The following is a 16,607-nucleotide window of genomic DNA, read 5'->3' on the forward strand; positions in this document are numbered from 1 at the left end:
GCTGTCGGCGGATTATGTCGGGGAGGCTGCGCCGTGAGCGTCAGGGCGCACCGGACCATCGCGGGGCAGGCGGCACTTGTCTCCCCCTTGCGGTTTCACACTGCGTCCGCCGCGCTGACGATGACGGCTGTTTCCCCCTCGCCCCGCTTGCGGGGAGAGGGATGCGGCGACCTTGTCGTCGTCGCATCGAGGCGGCAGCCGAAGGTGAGGGGGCGATTCAGGACGAGCCTCTTCCGGAATCGCCCCCTCACCTCGGCTCCGGCTTCGCCTCTCGCTTCCCGCACGGACGACGAGGTCCGAGCGGGCCTCTCCCCGCAAGCGGGGAGAGGGGGGCGTCGCGCCTCTCCCCGAGGAAGATGCGTGAACATCGCAATCTTCAGGAGAGAGGGGAGAAGCGTTCAGCTCCAGAGCACCGTCGGCGCCGCCCATGCGTGACGCCGCCCCCCTCAATCCGCGCCTCTCCGATCCGGAGCCCGGGATCCGGCTGGTCACCCTCGACCGGCCGGAGCGGCGCAACGCCCTCGATCGCGCCGCCTATGCGGGGCTGGCCGAAGCCTTTCGGGCGGTGGCCGGGGACGAGAGCGTGGCCGTCGTGGTGCTCACCGGCGCGGGCGGCTGCTTCACCGCCGGCAACGACCTCAGGGATTTCCAGGATGTCGAGACCGGGGGCGACAGCCCCGGCCTGACCTTCCTCAAGGCCCTGCGGGCCTGCCCGAAGCCGGTCGTGGCGGCGGTCGAGGGGCACGCGGTCGGCATCGGCACGACGCTGCTGCTCCATTGCGATCTCGCCTATGCAGGGGATGGCGCCCGGTTCCGCCTGCCGTTCGCGGCGTTGGGTCTCAGTCCGGAGGGTGGATCGAGCTACCTGCTGCCGCTGGTGGCGGGCACGAAGCGCGCCGCCGAGCTGCTGCTGCTCGGCGAGCCGTTCACGGCCGCGGATGCCGTGTCGGCCGGCCTCGTCAACGCCGCCGTGCCGGCGGGGACGGCGCTGGAGGTGGTCCTCGCCAAGGCGCGGTCGCTGGCCGCCCTGCCCCGGGCCTCGATCGCCGCCACCAAGCGGGCCCTCCGCCGGGGCCAGGATGAGCCCGTCGCCCGCGCCCTCGCCGAGGAAGCGGAGGTGTTCCACACCCTGCGCCGCGGTCCGGATGCGCAGGCGGCCTTCGCGGCCTTCCTGCGCCGATGACGACCGGAGAGACCCTGCTGGCCGAGCCTGACGGCGCCGGGTCCGGCGCCAAGGAGGATCGCCACTTCGTCACGGCTCTGGCCCGGGGATTGTCGGTCCTGGCCTGCTTCGGCCCGGGCCGGACCAGCCTCGCCAACCACGACCTCGCGGCGGCCTGCGGCCTGCCCCGCTCCACCGTGTCGCGGCTGACCTACACGCTGACCAAGCTCGGCTACCTGCAGCACGAGCCCGAACTCGGCCGCTACCGCCTCGGCACCGCCACCATCGCGCTCAGCGCGGCGGCGCTCGGCGGGCTCGACGTGCGGGCGATCGCCCGGCCGGTGCTGCGGGCTGTGGCGGAGGCGGCCAACGCCTCGGTCGGGCTCGGCGTGCGCGACCGGCTCAGCATGCGCTACGTCGAGTGCCAGCGCGGCCCGGCGGCGATCTCGCTCAATCTCGACACCGGCTCGCGCATCTCGCTCGCCCGCAGCGCCATGGGGCGCGCCTACGTGGCGGTCTGCCCCGACCGGGAGCGCAGAGGCATCTACGAGGATCTGGAGGCGCTGGACCCGGTGGCCTGGCCGGCGTTGCGCGCCGGCCTCGACCGGGCGGTGGCGGAGCACCGGGAGATCGGCTGCTGCACCTCGTTCGGCGAATGGCAGGAGACGGTCTGCGCCATCGCGGTCGGGTTCCATCCCGGCGGCGGGCTGCCGCCCATGTCGATCAATTGCGGTGCCCCCACAATCATCACCGATGCGCGCTTCCTCCTGGACGTGGCGCGCCCGAAGCTGATCGAGGCCGTGCGCAGCCTCGACGGCGTCATGGGAGCTTGAGCCGTGAGGACGGGATTTCCAAAGGTCGAAGACCTTTTGAATCCGGGACTTTTCCCAATCCGAGACCCTGCACCGAGGAGCTCTTCGATGGATGCTGATCCGGCTCACGATCTGCCGCTCGCCGGGATCCGGGTGCTCGACCTGTCCCGGGTGCTGGCGGGGCCCTGGTGCGCGCAGGTGCTGGGCGACCTCGGCGCCGACGTGATCAAGGTCGAGCACCCGGAGCGCGGCGACGACACGCGCGACTGGGGTGTGTCCACCAGCCCCGGCAACACCTCGTATTTCGACAGCGTGAACCGCAACAAGCGCTCGATCGGCGTCGATCTGGCCACGCCGGAGGGCTTGGCGATCGTCAAGGCGCTCGCCCGCGAGAGCGACGTGCTGGTGCAGAACTTCAAGACCGGCGGGGCCGAGAAGCTCGGCCTCGGCTACGCGGATCTGGCGGCGGAGAATTCCGGGCTGATCTACTGCTCGATCGCCGGCTACAGTTCCGATGGCTCGGAGGCGGGCCGGCCCGGTTACGACCTCGTCGTCCAGGGCGAATCCGGCGTGATGGCGCTGAACGGCGAGGCCGGGGGGCCGCCCCTGAAGTTCGGGGTCGCGGCGGTGGACCTGTTCACCGGGCAATACGCCGCCCAGGCCGTCCTGGCCGCCCTCTATCAGCGGGAGCGCACCGGGCGCGGCAAGGCGATCGACCTCGCCCTGTTCGATTGCGGCGTGGCGCTGACCTCCTATTACGGCCTGGAGGCGCTGGCCCGGGGCATCGACCCGCCCCGCTACGGCAACGCCCATCCCTCGATCGTGCCCTACGGGGTGTTCGAGGCCGCGGACGGGCCGGTGGTGATCACGGTGGGCAACAACGGCCAGTACCGCCGCTTCTGCGAGCAGGTGCTGGAGCGGCCGGATCTCGTCGCCGATCCGCGCTTCGCCACCAATCTCGACCGCTCGAAGAACCGCGCGGCCTTCATCCCGGTGCTGGAGGCCGCGCTGGCGCACTGGCAGCGCGGCCCGCTGATCGCCCGGCTGCGGGCGGCCGGCATCCCCTGCGGCGAGGTGATGGGCCTGCGCGAGGCGCTGACCTGCGACCGGGCCCGGGAGGCGGGTCTCGTGGTCGGCGGCGCCGACAACGCCCACGTGATCGCCCCGCCCTATCGCCTCGACGGGCGGCGCCTGCCGGTGCGCCGGATGCCGCCGGGGCTCGGGGATTCGAGTGCGGAGATCCTGGCGGAGCAGCTGGCGTATCCGGCGGAGGCGCAGGACGCGCTGCGGGCAAAGGGGGTGGTGCGGTAGGGGCCGAGGCGCATCTCCCGCCCTTCCACCTCTGGGGCTTGCAGACTGAACGCCAGGGTTGAGGGCGAGGGGAACCCGCGCTCAAGCTTGAGAGGTGTAAACGCCCCCCAGCCGCGCCCGCGCGTCGTCCAGCACCCGGTTCACGGCGGCGTCCCAGGCGATCCGTGGCCGCCAGCCCGTCATGGCGCGCAAAAGCCCGGCATCGCCGGCCGCCACGGGGATCTCGGTCGGGCGCACCCGCTCGGGGGCGATCCGGATCTCGAACGGCACCCGCGCCCGAGCGCGCAGATCCTCGAGCACGCTGGCGATCGTGCGCGGCACACCGGAGCTGATGTTGAACACGCTGCCGTCCCTCAGCGCGTCCGATTGGCCGATCAGGTCGGCATAGGCCTGCGCCACGTCCGCCACGTCCAGGAAGTCGCGGTACGAGGAGAGGTTGCCGACCTCCAGGCAGGGCGGCACCAAGCCGGCCTCGATCCGGGCGATCTGGCCCGCGAAGGACGCCACCACGAAGCGCTCATCCTGTCCGGGGCCGATATGGTTGAACGGCCGCAGCACCACGAGCTTCACGCCGATCCGGGGCAGCAGATCGCGCAGCAGCTGCTCGCCGACCCATTTCGACCGGGCATAGGTGTTGCGCGGCAGCGGCTCGGCCGCCTCGGTCAGCGCGTTGCCGGACAGGAAGGCGCTGCCGTAGACCTCGCCGGAGCTGACGTCGAAGAACGTGCAGCCCGGTACGGCCTCGACAGCGGCGACGAGGTTCATCAGCCCGTTGACGTTCACCCGCCACGTCTGCCCGGGCCCGCTGGCGGAATCGGCCACCGAGGCGAGACCCGCGAGATGCAGGATTTCGGTCGGCCGGAACCGGTCCACGAAGCCGCGCAGCGCCGCCTCGTCGAGGAGATCCACGGTCTCGTAGGTGACGCCCTCCGGCAGCCGGGGCGCGGGCCCCCGCCCGATCCCCGCCACGCGGTCGCCCGCCGCCGCCAGGAGCGGCAGGACGTGCCCGCCGACGAATCCGGCGGCCCCGGTGACGAGGATGCGCCTCACGTCCAGGCCGTGGCGGCGCAGGTGCGGATGTGGCTCACCATCTAGCTCGGCTTCCGGGTCCCCCAGCGCACGCCGATGCCGGCCCCTGGAGAGCTTCCCGCATCGGCGCCGATCGCCGGGCCCGAGGCGGTCTGCGGCCGGTGCTGGGAGCTGGCCGCCAGGGGCCGCGGCGCGATTGAATCGGGCACTTCGGACAGGTGCTCCAGGTCCCGCTCCGTGGAGAACTGGCCGGCCTTCCGGTAGGTCCAGAGATAGCCCGGCACCACCGCCTCGGCGGCGGTCGGGATGATCCCCATCCCCTCGAAGGTGCGGCCCTCGGCCTTGGCGGCCTCCGAGACGACGTTGTCGTTCTGGAGCAGGATCACCTGATCGCGGGTGAGCTTGAGCGTATCGGGCAGCAGGCCGAAGGTGAGCGTGTCGGCGATCTCGAGCAGGCGGGCCTGGAGCTTGGCCGCCGGCAGCGGCAGGTCGACCACGACGCGTTTGCGCCGGATCGTCTTCAGCATGTAGCGCACGAAGTGCTCCAGCGTGCCGACCTCCGGGCCGCCGAGCTCGTAGACCTTGCCGCGCGCCAACGTGCCGTCGACCGCGCGGGCGATCGCCTCGGCGACATCACCCACGAAGGCCGGCTGGAAGCGCGACTGCCCGCCCGCCAGCGGCAGGACCGGGAGCGCCCGCGCCAGCCCGGCGAAGCGGTTGAAGAAGCCGTCGCCCGGCCCGAAGATCAGCGACGGCCGGACCACCACCGCGTCCGGGCAGGCGGCGAAGACCTTCGCCTCGCCCTCGGCCTTGGTGCGGGCGTAGAGCGAGGGCGAGGCCGGATCCGCCCCGATCGCCGAGACGTGGATCATCCGGGCGCCCTGCCGGGCCGCCGCGCGGGCGATCGTCTCGGCCCCGTCGACCTGCAGGCGCGCGAAGCTCTGGGAGCCGGTCTCCTGCAGGATGCCGACGAGGTTGATCAGCACGTCCGCGCGCTCGGCGGCGCGGGTCACCGAGTCGGGGTAGCGCAGGTTCGCCTGGACGGCCACGATCTGGTTGACCTGCCCCAGGGGCTGCAGGAACAGCGCGAGATCCGGCCGCCGCACCGCGACGCGGATCCGGTAGCCGCGCTTGGCCAGCGCCCGCACCACGTGCCGCCCCAGGAAGCCGGAGCCGCCATAGATCGTGACGAGCTGATCCTGCGGGCGCAGGGGGCCCGACGTCGCCGGGACGGCGGCTCCGCTGTCCCGGGGCGTGTCCGCGCTCGCGGTCGTGTTCGTGGTGTCTGGGCCGGTCATCGCCGTGGTCTCGGGCTCCGCGCGCCCCGGGGCGCCATAACGGGGCCTACTTAGAGCGGGGGCCGAGGGCGTTGCAATCAGGCGCCGCGCGAAGATCGCGGTTTGCGGCGCTTCTGACGCCGGGCGGCCCCGATCCTGGGACGGAACGGCCGCCGGTCCCGCGCATTCTCACGGTCTCGCGCCGCATCGGCCGGCGCGGTCGCGTCCGCCGGAGAGTGCGATGATTGTAGGGATGTTCGTCTCCGCGGCGATCGCCGTCCTCGGCCTGCTCGTCGCCCTCGGCTGGATCGGCCATCCGATCGACGATCAGCTCATCAGCAATTACGGCTGGAGCATCCTGACCATCGGCGTCGCCCTGTTCGTGCTGTTCGGGTTCCGCTGGTTCAACAGGTCGCGCAAGGCCCGGTCCCTGGCCCGCTGAGCGGCTCGCATCCGCTCCGCCTGCGCCCTGATCAGGCGACCTTGACCCGGCGGCGCACCTCGCGCGCCACGGCGGGCCGGCCGCTCGCCCGGCGGCTCACGGTACGGGGGGCACCGACCGTGATGCTCTGGGATTCGCGGGCGATGAAGGCGGTCGGCATCTCGGCCTGAAGGTCGGCCTCCATGTCGCGCAACGCCGTGTCGGAATGAGCGGGGTGCAGGTGGATGATGGCCAGCGCCTTCACCCCCGCCACCTGCGCCAGTTCGACGCCCTTCTGCCACGTGGAATGGCCCCAGCCCCGGCAGGTCGGATACTCACCGTCCGTGAACATGCCGTCATAGACCATCAGGTCGGCCCCGGCGACGAAGGCGGCGAGCGCCGGATCCGGCCAGGGATCGCTGTGCTCGATGTCGCTGATCAGGCACAGGCGGCGGCCGCCATGCTCGAACCGATAGCCCACCGAGCCCTGCGGGTGGTTCAGCGCGATCGTGTCGACCCGCGTCCCGTCCGGGAAGGTCAGGGTCTGGCCCGCCTCGAACCCGTGATGGTTGAAGGTGCAGCACAGCTTGTCGAGCGTAACCGGGAAGAGCGGCGGGGCGAACAGCCGGTCGAGGGTCGGGCCCGCCGATTCGCCGCCGAGATTGCCGCAATAGGTGTTGATCACCCGGTTGCAGTCGAGCACCGCGGGCTTGAAGAACGGCAGACCCGCCGTGTGGTCGAGGTGCAGGTGGCTGAACAGAAGGTCGACTTCCTGCGGCAGATCAGTCCGATGGCCCTGCCCGAGGTTATAGATACCCGAGCCCGCATCGACGATGAACATCCGCTGCCCGCAACGGACCTCCAGGCAGGGCGTGCTGCCGCCGAACTCGACATACTGGGGGCCGCTGACCGGGGTCGAGCCGCGGACGCCCCAGAAGCGCAGTACGAGGTCCTGATTGGCCGCCGGGACGGTCGGCCCATACGTATTGGACATGGCGATCACGAATCTGCGGACGTCGATCCCGATCCGTTACGATCGAGACCCCGTCGCCGTTCCGGGAAGAGGGCAAAGATTACGGCAGGCCGACGGTTCGAGAGTACCGTACGTCCCCTGCCGTACCATGAATTGGTGTGCCGCACGCCCCCGTGATGTGCGTCTGCGCACACGGATGGGTCGGGGCGGCGGGCTCCCGCATGCCTCACGGGGTCTCAGCCGACGCGATGAGGCCGGCGGTCGAACCGAACGGATGCGCATGGCCGAGGGTGAGTCCGCCGCGGCCGGCGGTCAGCCAGGAGGGCAGGCTGTCGCCGTAGCGGGTCGGGATCGGGCCGGCGAGCGCCCCGAACGGATCCGCGGCGCGCTCGTAGACCGGGACGAATCCGGCCATCCGCCGGGGCGACAGGGCGGAGCCCGCCGCCCAGGCGCTCCAGACCGCCTCCGGGACCGGGCGCGCGGCGCGGTGACCGGGTACGATCACCACCTCCTGCCCCGCGAAGGCCAGGGCTTCCGGCCGGCTGACGTCGCCGACCGCACCGCCCCGGGCCGTGTAGGCCGCCCAGAAGGCGTTCTGCCCGCCGTCGGAATAGGTGGTGCGCACGGCCGGCTCCCCCGCCTCGGCGAGCGCCGCGATCCGCGCCTCCTCGACCGCCTGGCGGGTCGCCACGGCCGCCTCGACCGCGGGGTTCCTGGACGGCGCGAAGGCGTAGCGGCCGGCGACCACCGAGACCTGGAGTTCCTCGCGGCTCGCCTCGAACCGGTCGGATCCGGCCTTGAGCTCGCGCCAGAAGGCGAAGTTCGGGTCGGTCCGGTGGCGGGCCATGGCCTCGGCGCTCATCCGGAACGGGTAGGACTGGAACTGGAACGCCGCCTGCCCGCCCTTCAGGGCGTCGCGGGCGATGGCGTAGATCTCGCCGACCGTGCCGTCGGTCATGGCGAAGCAGCCCATCGACGAACAGATGCCGTGGACCATCACGGCGGATCCGGTGCCGCCATGGGCCCGGTCGTAGGCGTTCGGATAACCGACGTCGAACGACAGATAGTAGTGCGAGTTCGGGTTCATCTGGCGCTGGGGCACCGTATAGAACCCCTCCGGGGTCTGCCGGTCGCCGCTCTTGCGCTTGGGGCCGAGCTGGCCGGACCAGCGGCAGATCGGGAAGGTCTTGATGAAGACGTAGCCCGACGGGCCCTTCTTCCAGACCTCGATTTCCGATTCTTTCTTGTAGGCCCGGAACAGCACCGGTGACGCGGCGGTGACGCCCTTCTGGGCCATCAGCGCGAGGGTCGCGGCCGGAATCGGCGCCTCGGCCTTGCCGGCCTGGGCTGCGGCAGGGCCGGAGAGCGCCAGGAGGACGAGGCCGGCAGCGCGGATGATCGAGGGCGTTCGAGGCATGAACCGTCCGGGCTGGATCGGCCGGGATGGCGCCGAGCGGGCCGGATTCCCGACCTGACGGAGTATTGCGGCGGCGGTGAGGCTGCCATCGGACAGCCGTCCATGGGGGCCCGCGGACGTGCCACCCGCTGCGCCTCGAAGCGGTGGGCGACGGTGTTCTGTTGCGCCCGAGGGTCTGGACCCAGCCCTTTCAAGATGTTTGCGGAGGCGCCGGCGCACTGGCCAGGCTTGCTCTCCTCCCCCTTGCGAGGAGGAGTTGGAGGTGGGGGTGGTGCGGAAGTGCGCGGAGCGGTGCCTCCTGCACCATCCCCCGCAAGGAGGAGGGGAAAACGCGGTGCCTTTCAATATGTGAGTGCCACAGTTTGCGATCCTTGCATCCGGCCCAAACACCTTGAAAGGGCTGGGTCGGAACCCAATCCGCTTGACCGTGTGAGGGGCTGCCTCCGATCCAAGTCCGCCGCTCGGACGCCCGTTGTCGTTTCTCAGGAGCGGTCGTTCGTCGGTCGTCCGGCCATTTCGGCTCGCGCCAGCGAGCGGACGCTCACCCTTCGTTCTTTGCGAGACGGTCCGCCTCCGAATCACCCGTGTCGTATTGGCTGCCGCCAACCTGCTGACGCGGTCGGCTTGTGTTGCGGACCCAGGGGCAAGCAGGGGTCAGCCAAGCGCCGTTCGCCCGCCCTGAACGCCAAAAGCTCAAAGCCGAAGTCGTCGGATGTCAGTTACATAAGCACCGGAATTGGCCGTCACCTCCTGTTTTTGGTCGCCCGACGCGTTGCGTCGATTAGTGCGGGGATTAAACCGAGCTTCAACATATGCGGCCCTCAAACCGGCCGCGGCTTGGTTCTGGAGCGACGCCGTGGCTACGTTTTCGGAGAGCGATCGATCCAGGTCCAAGGTGGCGACGGTGCTTCGCGTCACCAGCGGAAACTTCCTGGAGATGTTCGACTTCTTTCTGTTCGGTTTCTACGCCTCGTATATCTCCAAGGCGTTCTTCCCGGTCGCCAACGAATACGCGTCCCTGATGCTGACGTTCGTCACGTTCGGCGCGGGTTTCTTGATGCGGCCCCTCGGGGCGGTGATCCTCGGCGCCTACGTGGACCGCATAGGACGACGCAAAGGCTTGATCGTCACGCTGATGATCATGGCCCTTGGAACAGTCCTTATTGCCTTCGTGCCGAGCTACGCGACGATCGGGCTGTTCGCACCCTTCCTCGTGCTCATCGGACGCCTCCTGCAAGGGTTCTCGGCCGGCGTCGAACTCGGCGGTGTCTCAGTCTACCTGGCCGAGATGTCTACCCCCGGCAACAAAGGCTTCTACGTGTCGTGGCAATCAGGCAGCCAGCAGGTCGCGGTGATGTTCGCCGCGATCATAGGCTACTTCCTGAACCATGCCCTTGTCCCCGCCGAGATGAACGACTGGGGCTGGCGCGTCCCATTCTTCATCGGCTGCGCGATTGTGCCGTTCCTGTTCTACATCCGCCGCTCGCTGGAGGAAACCGAGGAGTTCCTTCAGCGCAAGGTTCGGCCGAGCACGCAACAGATATTCAGCTCGCTCGTGCAAAACTGGAGGATCGTCGGCCTTGGCATGCTGCTCGTCGCCATGACGACCGTGTCGTTCTATACGATCACCGTCTACACACCGACGTTCGGCAAGACCGTTCTCAAGCTTTCGGACACGGACAGCCTGCTCGTGACGTTCTGCACGGCCCTGTCGAACCTGTTCTGGCTGCCCGTCATGGGAGCGCTGTCGGACCGGGTTGGTCGCAAGCCGCTTCTGCTGATCTTCTCGGCGCTGACCTTGCTGACGGCTTACCCTGCGCTGTCTTGGCTGGTCGCAAATGCGTCCTTCACGAACATGCTGATCGTCCTGCTTTGGCTGTCGTTTCTCTACGGCAGCTACAACGGTGCGATGGTTGTCGCCCTCACCGAAATCATTCCGACCTCTGTGCGCACGGCAGGATTCTCGCTCGCCTATTCGCTGGCGACGGCCTTCTTTGGAGGGTTCACGCCCTTGATCTCCACATGGCTGATCGAGCGGACGGGCAACCCAGCGGCTCCGGGATACTGGATGGCGTTCGGGGGATTTTGCGGCCTTGTCGCAACGATTGTCATCTACAGGGGCGTCGCTGTCAGGGACCGGTTGTCGACCCTCGAAACGACCGCTGCCCTGCGCTGAACCGGCCACCAGCCGGTGAAATGGCCTGCCAGCCAGCGCGCCTGTGACGGTCCAACGGCGCTCGGCGCTTGCATACCGTGACGCGGACCGGCGGATATCCCCCCCCAAGCCGCCGATCCGTTCGCGACCCATGCCGGGCCTGCGGGCGACCTTTGACGCAACCCGAACGCAGTCATGTGCGCGTACTGCTCAGGGGCGTCTGAGGGTGGGGCAGAGGGCTATTCAGGCCAAGGGAGACGGTCCCTGGGGAAGCGCAATCGTCGACGTCGCTTCGGCGATCTGCTCCGGGCCTCCCTTCGGCGGCCAGACACCGGCTCCATAGGCGTGCGCGCGTAATTCCGCCCGCTCCTTCAAGCTCGCAAAGCCCCAGATGTGCGTGATCCGCGGCGCTCCATCGAGGGCGTACATGTTCGCGACGAGATGCTCGGTATACGCGCGTGCTGGTGCGATAGCCGTTTCCCAGCCTGCGAGGGTTGGCGGTAGCCCACCGGGCTTCAGGCGGTAGCTTCGGAACTCGTACACCCCGCCACGGTCCCCGGTCCGGATCGGCGGTAGGAAGGGAAACGGCGCGTAGCTGTCCATCTCCAGCGCCGTCACCACGTTCCCCGCATTGAACGGGCTAGCACTCAAGAGCGCACGGCGACGCTCGGCCGTCATATCCTCCGGTGCCTCGAACCCGCGCAGCACGATCAACCGGCCGAGTGTTCCCAGCTCGGTCCGCCAGCACCCGAACAGGTTACCCTTGGCTTCTGCGTCATTCACCCAGTGATAAACGCCTTCGGATGCCCGGCCGACTGCAAGCAACGGGCACGAAAGGGTCGCGAGTTCGTAGAGCATGTGAACCTCGGTGTCGTGCCTTCAAAGCGAGAGCGCGCAGTTGGTTTCAACGGGCCCGTTCTGCGCCTGCAGGGGTCGGTATCGGGGAAAGACACACCGTCGATTGCCGCCCAAAAGCGGACCGGCTCAAATCCACCCGGTGCGGACATCACCACGGGCAGGCTGGTCGCGTTCAGGTCCTGACAATTCTTCGCTGCCGCTGCGCCTGCGGTGACCACCAGGGCGCAGGGACCTCCTCACCGCCCCCATAGTCGGCCCAGACGACCTCGGCGACGCGGTTCCGGCGGGTCTGAAATGGTGGCGGAAACCGGTGCCGGCCGGACAGGATCGTTGAGCGCCGACGTGTCAAATGTCCGCGCCTGTCCAGCACGCCAGCCCTGGGCAGGCGCATGATCGATTCAGATCCGACCCCCCACCGGGCGAACGCGCAAGTCCTCCGTGCCGCAGACGGGCCGCGAAACTCCGCCCTATCTTCCCGGCATGGATCGCAGCTTTCCCATGACCCGCGACGCCGCGCTCGACCGGCTGTCCGCTTTTCTCGCGGAGGCGGGCCTCGCCTATGCCGGTGCCCGCAACACCGACCGCGGACCGGACGCGGAGCCGACGACATCGGCGCTCTCGCCCTACCTGCGCCGGAGGCTGATCACCGAGGCCGAGGTGGTGGCCGCGGCCGATCGCGCGTTCGGCGACGGGGGCGCCGAAAAATTCGTGTCCGAGGTGTTCTGGCGGACCTACTTCAAGGGTCATCTGGAGACCCACCCCGAGGCCTGGACCGGATTCCTGGCACTCGCCGCGGCGGACCGCGAGCGGCTGGCCACCGAGCCGGGGCTGCGCCGCACCTACGAGGCCGCCATCGCGGGCCGGACCGGCATCGACGGGTTCGACGACTGGGTCGGCGACCTCGTCGAGACGGGCTGGCTGCACAACCACACCCGGATGTGGTTCGCCTCGATCTGGATCTTCACCCTGCGCCTGCCCTGGGCGCTCGGGGCCGCGTTCTTCATGGCGCATCTGATCGACGGCGATCCGGCGAGCAACACCCTGTCGTGGCGCTGGGTGGCCGGCCTGCACACGCGCGGCAAGCACTATGTCGCCCGGGCCGAGAACATCCGGCGTTACACCGACGGCCGCTTCGACCCCGTCGGCCTCGACGAATATCCCGACCCGCTGGACGAGGCCACGCCGCCGCGCGAGGTCCCGATGCCGCGGGCCGACGCGGCGCCGGCCGGCGACGCCGCATTGCTGCTGCATCTCGACGACCTGAACCCGGAAAGCCTCCCGCTCGGCGAAGCCAGGATCGTCCGGGTCGGCGGCCTCGTCGTCCATGCGCCGGACGCCTCGGACCGGGTGCGGGACGCCGATCGAGCCGCGATGGCCGACGCCCTGACGCGGGCCGCGGCGCATTTCGACTGTCCGGCGACCCTCGTCCCGGCCGACTGGGATGCGGGTTGCCCGACGGTGACGGCCTGGGCACCGGTCGGCCCCTCCGCCGATGCGCTGCCGGCCGGCTGCCTGCGGGTTCGCCGCGACTGGGACGAGGCCGCCTGGCCCCTGGCTACGCGCGGCTACTCGCGCCTGCGGAAGGCTATCCCCCAGCTCATGCCGCACTGAGCCCTGAACGACGTGGCGTGGAGCCGTGAGGCAGGCCCTCGGCGCGTCTCGCCGCGGCCGCTTTGGCGGTCGCGTAGGGGCTCTATGTGCAGGCCTGGGCCAGCTTCCCGTGCAGGTCTTTCAGGCCGGCCAGATCGACGTCCTCCGTGATCGCCTCGTGCCATTTGTCGAGGATGCGGATCTGAAAGCGACGGCCGTTTAAAATCTCCGCCAGCGCGTCACCATCAAGGGCGATGAGACCTTCGCTCTGCATGGCGCTGGGCGGAAACGCCGGTGTCGAGGCGGGCTTGTCGTCGATTCGGTACTGATAATTGAAGATCGCGTTTTTCGGCAGTCCGGTGACCACGAGCCTGTCCTTGCTCACCTGGATCCGTGACGGTGTCTTCGGCGTCAGAAGGCACGCGGCCTCGCCCGTCGCATTGCCGTCCGCCCGCTTCAGGTCCCAGTTGCCGGCACTGGCCAGGGGCGCGTCGCCCGCCTGGGCAGGGGCGGCGGGCGCGGTCAGTGCCGCCAGGACCGCCAGGACCGACATTCTCATGGGGATCTCCTCAGCCACGCGGCCGTCCTTCGGCCCGCGCGGGCACCCTTGGGCAGATCGGGCGCGCTGGGCGTCTGGCCACCCCGGACGCGCACGCGGATCCGCGCAAGGCGCGGTCGCCATCGACCCGACAGGGCCCGGCTGGCCTCCCGCGGGCGGTGAGGGCCCGCTTGGAGAGACGGTCGCGGACCACCCTTCGCGACCAATGGCCGCTCACGCCACCGCCACCGGCTCCGCCTCCGCGCTCACCGGCTCGGGCGCCACCACGGCGCTGTTCTCCACCGCGATCACCGCGTCGAACGGGGCGATCCCGTCCAACACCGCGGCCCCGGGCAGGCAGACGATCAGGCCGCGCCCGGCCCGCACCTGACGCAGCCCGGCCAGGCGGTCGCTCAGCCCCTCCTTGCGCTCGTCGGCGGCGATCGCGACGACCAGGATATCGGGCTCGCGGGCGAGGCAGCGGACCAGCTCGATCGCCATCCGCTCCCGGGCGTTGATCGCGCCGTCCGCCAGGGCGCCGGTGCTCGGCTGGATCTCGACCTTGCTGTCGAGGCCGAGTTCGTAGACCGCGGCTTCCAGGCCCTCCTCGGCGAGCACGCGCCGCACCAGCGCCCGCACCCGCGGCTCGGCATTGGCTTCGCCCAGGCTGATCCGGCCGAACAGCAGGTTCTCCTGGAGGCTCGCGGCCGGGTTGACCCGGCTGGGATCGTGGAACTCCACCGCGCCGGCGAGATGGGCCGGCAGCATCCGCGCGAAGGAGCGCCGGGCCTGGACCAGCCGGTCCTCGAAGGCGGTGTCGATCAGGCCGAAGCGATGGCGCGATTCGCTGTAGCGCAGGGCGAGCCCGATCAGCCGCATCCGGTCGCGCTGGCCCGCGGGGCCTCGGCGCAGGCCCCCGGCATCGGGCAGGCGCACCACGAGGTCCTCGAAATACCCCCGCTCCGCGGCCTGGAACAGCGAGTAGGCGTCGAACAGCGGATGGTCGTTGGGCAGGTCGGCGAAGATCTCCACGGTGCTGCGGGCGACCGACAGGCCGATCTCGGTCAGGGCCCGCACCAGCCCCTCGGCCTCCAGCACCGCCCGCAGGTAGGGGTGCCGGGCGAAGCGCAAGGGTGCGAAGGCGCCGCCCACCGGCTCGCCGAACAGGATGTTCTCGCCGATGCTGGCCTGATGGTTGTAGCGATCGGGGTCGAACGGCTCGATGAGGCGCTCGGCCCCCTTGGTGGCCAGCGCCTGCCGCATGGTCCGGCGAGCCGAGACGATCGCGGCCGCGAGCCGCGGCCGGGCCGCGGGATCGAGCCGTCCGGTCAGGCCGCGGGCATACACGAAGCCGTCGAGCCCGGTCAGCCGGCACAGCCCTACGAGGGCGATGTCGTCGGGCGCCCGGGCCGGGTCGGTGCCGTAGAGCAGGTTCTGGCGCAGCGAGCCCGCCATGAGGATCGCCTCGCCGGCCGCGAAGGCGATGCGGCGGGCGCGCTCGGCGGAATCGAAGCCCCGCAGGTCCGTGCCCGCGTAGGTGACGGTGCCGGCGGTCGGCTCGACCTGCCCGGCGAGCACCGCGGCCAGCGCCCGGGCGCCGCTGCCCCGGCTGCCGGTGATCGCCACGTGGCCCGGCATGGACACCGCCACATCGACGCCGGTCAGCCGCTCGCCGGTGGCCGGATCGAAGGCGCCGACCCCCTGGGTCGCGAGGAGGCCCGACCGGGGCAGCGGCACGGGCGCGCCGGGCCGCGCCCGCCGGCCTTCGAGGGACGCGACGATGCGGGCGAGGTCGCGCAAGCGCGGACGTACGGCGCGGCGCACCGTCCAGAGGCGCGCGCAGGCGGCGGCGAGCCAGCCCGCGAGGCCGAAGGCGCCCACCGCCGCCAGGAAAGCCGCCGGATCCACCGGCGGCGCCGGGGACGCCCCCGGAGCGGCCGTCCGCCACAGGGCCGTGCCGATCGCGATCGCGGGCAGGATCACCGCCAGCGCCAGGGCGGGGGCCCGCGCATAGGCGAGCCGCGCCTCGGCGCGGGCGACGGTGCCGCGCATCGCCGTCACGCGGGCGGCGATGCGCGTCCGTTCCAGGGCGGCCGCCCCGTGGTTGCGCACCGCCGGCAGGCGGCGCACGAGGTCGTTCAGGTTCTCCTCGGCGCGCACGCTGCTGCGCAGGCGCAGGTCCTGCCGGTCCCGGGCCCGTTCCAGCACCAGCCCGTAGGCGAGGCCGACCGCCCCGAGGCCGACCACGGCGGCCGGGATCAGCCGGGGCGCCGCCAGGGCGGCGAACCCCAGGGCCAGGATCAGCGCGGCGAGCGTCATCGCCGGCAGGACGATGCCGGCCGCGAGCAGCCGGTCGGCCCGCGCCAGCACCTCGCCGACGAGGCGGGCGAGGCTGCGCGCCTCGTCCCGCGCCCCGGCCGGGGCGTCGAGGACCGCCCGCAGGACCCCCTCGCGCACCGTGTCGGCGGCGCGGGTCTGGGCCTTGAAGCACAGGCGCGCCACCCACCAGCCGAGACCCGCCAGGATCACCGCGCAGGCGGCGATGCACAGGAACGCCGCGAGTTCGAGCCCGGCCGCCCGCATCGGCACGCCCGGTGCCAGGACGAACTCGCGGCCCTGCAGGGGCACCGCGAGGCGCAGGAAGGCGAGCGTCGGTGCATCGTCGCGGGGCAGCACCGCGACGAGGTCGCGCAGGCACAGGATGGCCAGCGCGCAGAGCGGGGCACCGACCCCGACCGCGAGGGCCACGGCGGCCCCGTGCAGACGCCGCGCGGCACGCCAGGTCAGGAGGAGAGGATCGGATTCCATGCGTCTCCGGAGGGGAACGGGGGGCGTCCGCGGCGTCCCATCGCGAGCCGCATCGGCATAGGCCCTCGCGCCGGCCACGGGAAGCGTTCCGGGGCCGTGCGACATGATCGGTCCGCCTAATACCAATCGACGGTGAGGCTGACTCACGGGGTATCGTTGCGGCTCTGGATCTGATTCGATGAGGTGAACCGGAGGGTTTGCCATGTCATCTGCGGTGCGGCTGCGTGAGGACTTCACGGCCGACGATCTGCGGCGG

13 protein-coding genes are annotated in these 16,607 nt (G+C 70.7%); 6 read left to right on the forward strand and 7 right to left on the reverse strand.

Translation table 11 applies throughout. From position 1 onward, the window contains the following. The first annotated feature begins 427 nt into the window (after positions 1–427). From MKK84_RS21280 to MKK84_RS21290, 3 genes are all read left to right on the forward strand, one after another. Positions 428–1,183: an enoyl-CoA hydratase-related protein gene (locus MKK84_RS21280; RefSeq protein WP_243923307.1), complete on the forward strand. Its 756-nt coding sequence runs from the start codon at positions 428–430 to the stop codon at positions 1,181–1,183. Next, positions 1,180–1,995 (forward strand): IclR family transcriptional regulator, encoded by an 816-nt coding sequence (locus MKK84_RS21285; protein ID WP_243923309.1) that lies wholly within the window; start codon positions 1,180–1,182, stop codon positions 1,993–1,995. Before MKK84_RS21280 ends, MKK84_RS21285 begins: the two co-directional genes overlap by 4 nt. An 87-nt stretch (positions 1,996–2,082) precedes the next feature. Next, positions 2,083–3,285: a CaiB/BaiF CoA transferase family protein gene (locus tag MKK84_RS21290; RefSeq protein WP_243923311.1), complete on the forward strand. Its 1,203-nt coding sequence runs from the start codon at positions 2,083–2,085 to the stop codon at positions 3,283–3,285. A gap of 81 nt (positions 3,286–3,366) precedes the next feature. Here the strand turns inward: MKK84_RS21290 and MKK84_RS21295 are convergent, their stop codons facing one another. Both MKK84_RS21295 and MKK84_RS21300 read right to left on the reverse strand, forming a co-directional pair. Next, positions 3,367–4,335, reverse strand: coding sequence for a GDP-mannose 4,6-dehydratase (locus tag MKK84_RS21295; protein WP_243923313.1), 969 nt, complete (start codon positions 4,333–4,335; stop codon positions 3,367–3,369). Positions 4,336–4,376: 41 nt separating this feature from the next. Then, positions 4,377–5,612: a complex I NDUFA9 subunit family protein gene (locus MKK84_RS21300; protein ID WP_243923315.1), complete on the reverse strand. Its 1,236-nt coding sequence runs from the start codon at positions 5,610–5,612 to the stop codon at positions 4,377–4,379. A 220-nt stretch (positions 5,613–5,832) separates the two neighbouring features. Between MKK84_RS21300 and MKK84_RS21305 the strand changes: the two genes are divergently transcribed. Then, entirely contained in the window at positions 5,833–6,033 is a 201-nt protein-coding gene (locus MKK84_RS21305; RefSeq protein ID WP_243923316.1) for a hypothetical protein, read from the forward strand. A 31-nt stretch (positions 6,034–6,064) separates the two neighbouring features. Here the strand turns inward: MKK84_RS21305 and MKK84_RS21310 are convergent, their stop codons facing one another. Both MKK84_RS21310 and MKK84_RS21315 read right to left on the reverse strand, forming a co-directional pair. Then, positions 6,065–7,006, reverse strand: coding sequence for an MBL fold metallo-hydrolase (locus MKK84_RS21310; protein WP_243923318.1), 942 nt, complete (start codon positions 7,004–7,006; stop codon positions 6,065–6,067). A gap of 205 nt (positions 7,007–7,211) precedes the next feature. Further along, positions 7,212–8,402, reverse strand: a complete 1,191-nt coding sequence (locus tag MKK84_RS21315; RefSeq protein ID WP_243923320.1) for a murein L,D-transpeptidase family protein — start codon at positions 8,400–8,402, stop codon at positions 7,212–7,214. 856 nt (positions 8,403–9,258) lie between these two features. On the opposite strand from MKK84_RS21315, the gene MKK84_RS21320 reads away from it, so the two are divergent. Then, on the forward strand, positions 9,259–10,578 hold the full coding sequence (locus MKK84_RS21320; protein ID WP_243923327.1) for an MFS transporter: 1,320 nt from the start codon (positions 9,259–9,261) through the stop codon (positions 10,576–10,578). Positions 10,579–10,800: 222 nt separating this feature from the next. Here MKK84_RS21320 and MKK84_RS21325 read toward each other — a convergent pair whose 3' ends face one another. Further along, positions 10,801–11,415 (reverse strand): NIPSNAP family protein, encoded by a 615-nt coding sequence (locus tag MKK84_RS21325; RefSeq protein ID WP_243923328.1) that lies wholly within the window; start codon positions 11,413–11,415, stop codon positions 10,801–10,803. 498 nt (positions 11,416–11,913) lie between these two features. Between MKK84_RS21325 and MKK84_RS21330 the strand changes: the two genes are divergently transcribed. Further along, on the forward strand, positions 11,914–13,026 hold the full coding sequence (locus tag MKK84_RS21330; protein ID WP_243923330.1) for an FAD-binding domain-containing protein: 1,113 nt from the start codon (positions 11,914–11,916) through the stop codon (positions 13,024–13,026). An 82-nt stretch (positions 13,027–13,108) separates the two neighbouring features. Here MKK84_RS21330 and MKK84_RS21335 read toward each other — a convergent pair whose 3' ends face one another. Beyond that, positions 13,109–13,582 carry a hypothetical protein gene (locus tag MKK84_RS21335; protein WP_243923332.1) on the reverse strand — a complete coding sequence of 158 codons (474 nt, stop codon included), beginning with the start codon at positions 13,580–13,582 and terminating at the stop codon, positions 13,109–13,111. Between the two features lie 195 nt (positions 13,583–13,777). Beyond that, positions 13,778–16,351 (reverse strand): ABC transporter ATP-binding protein, encoded by a 2,574-nt coding sequence (locus tag MKK84_RS21340; protein ID WP_243923334.1) that lies wholly within the window; start codon positions 16,349–16,351, stop codon positions 13,778–13,780. Positions 16,352–16,607: the final 256 nt, after the last annotated feature.

The sequence above is a fragment of the Methylobacterium sp. E-065 genome (assembly GCF_022829605.1).
GTDB lineage: Bacteria > Pseudomonadota > Alphaproteobacteria > Rhizobiales > Beijerinckiaceae > Methylobacterium.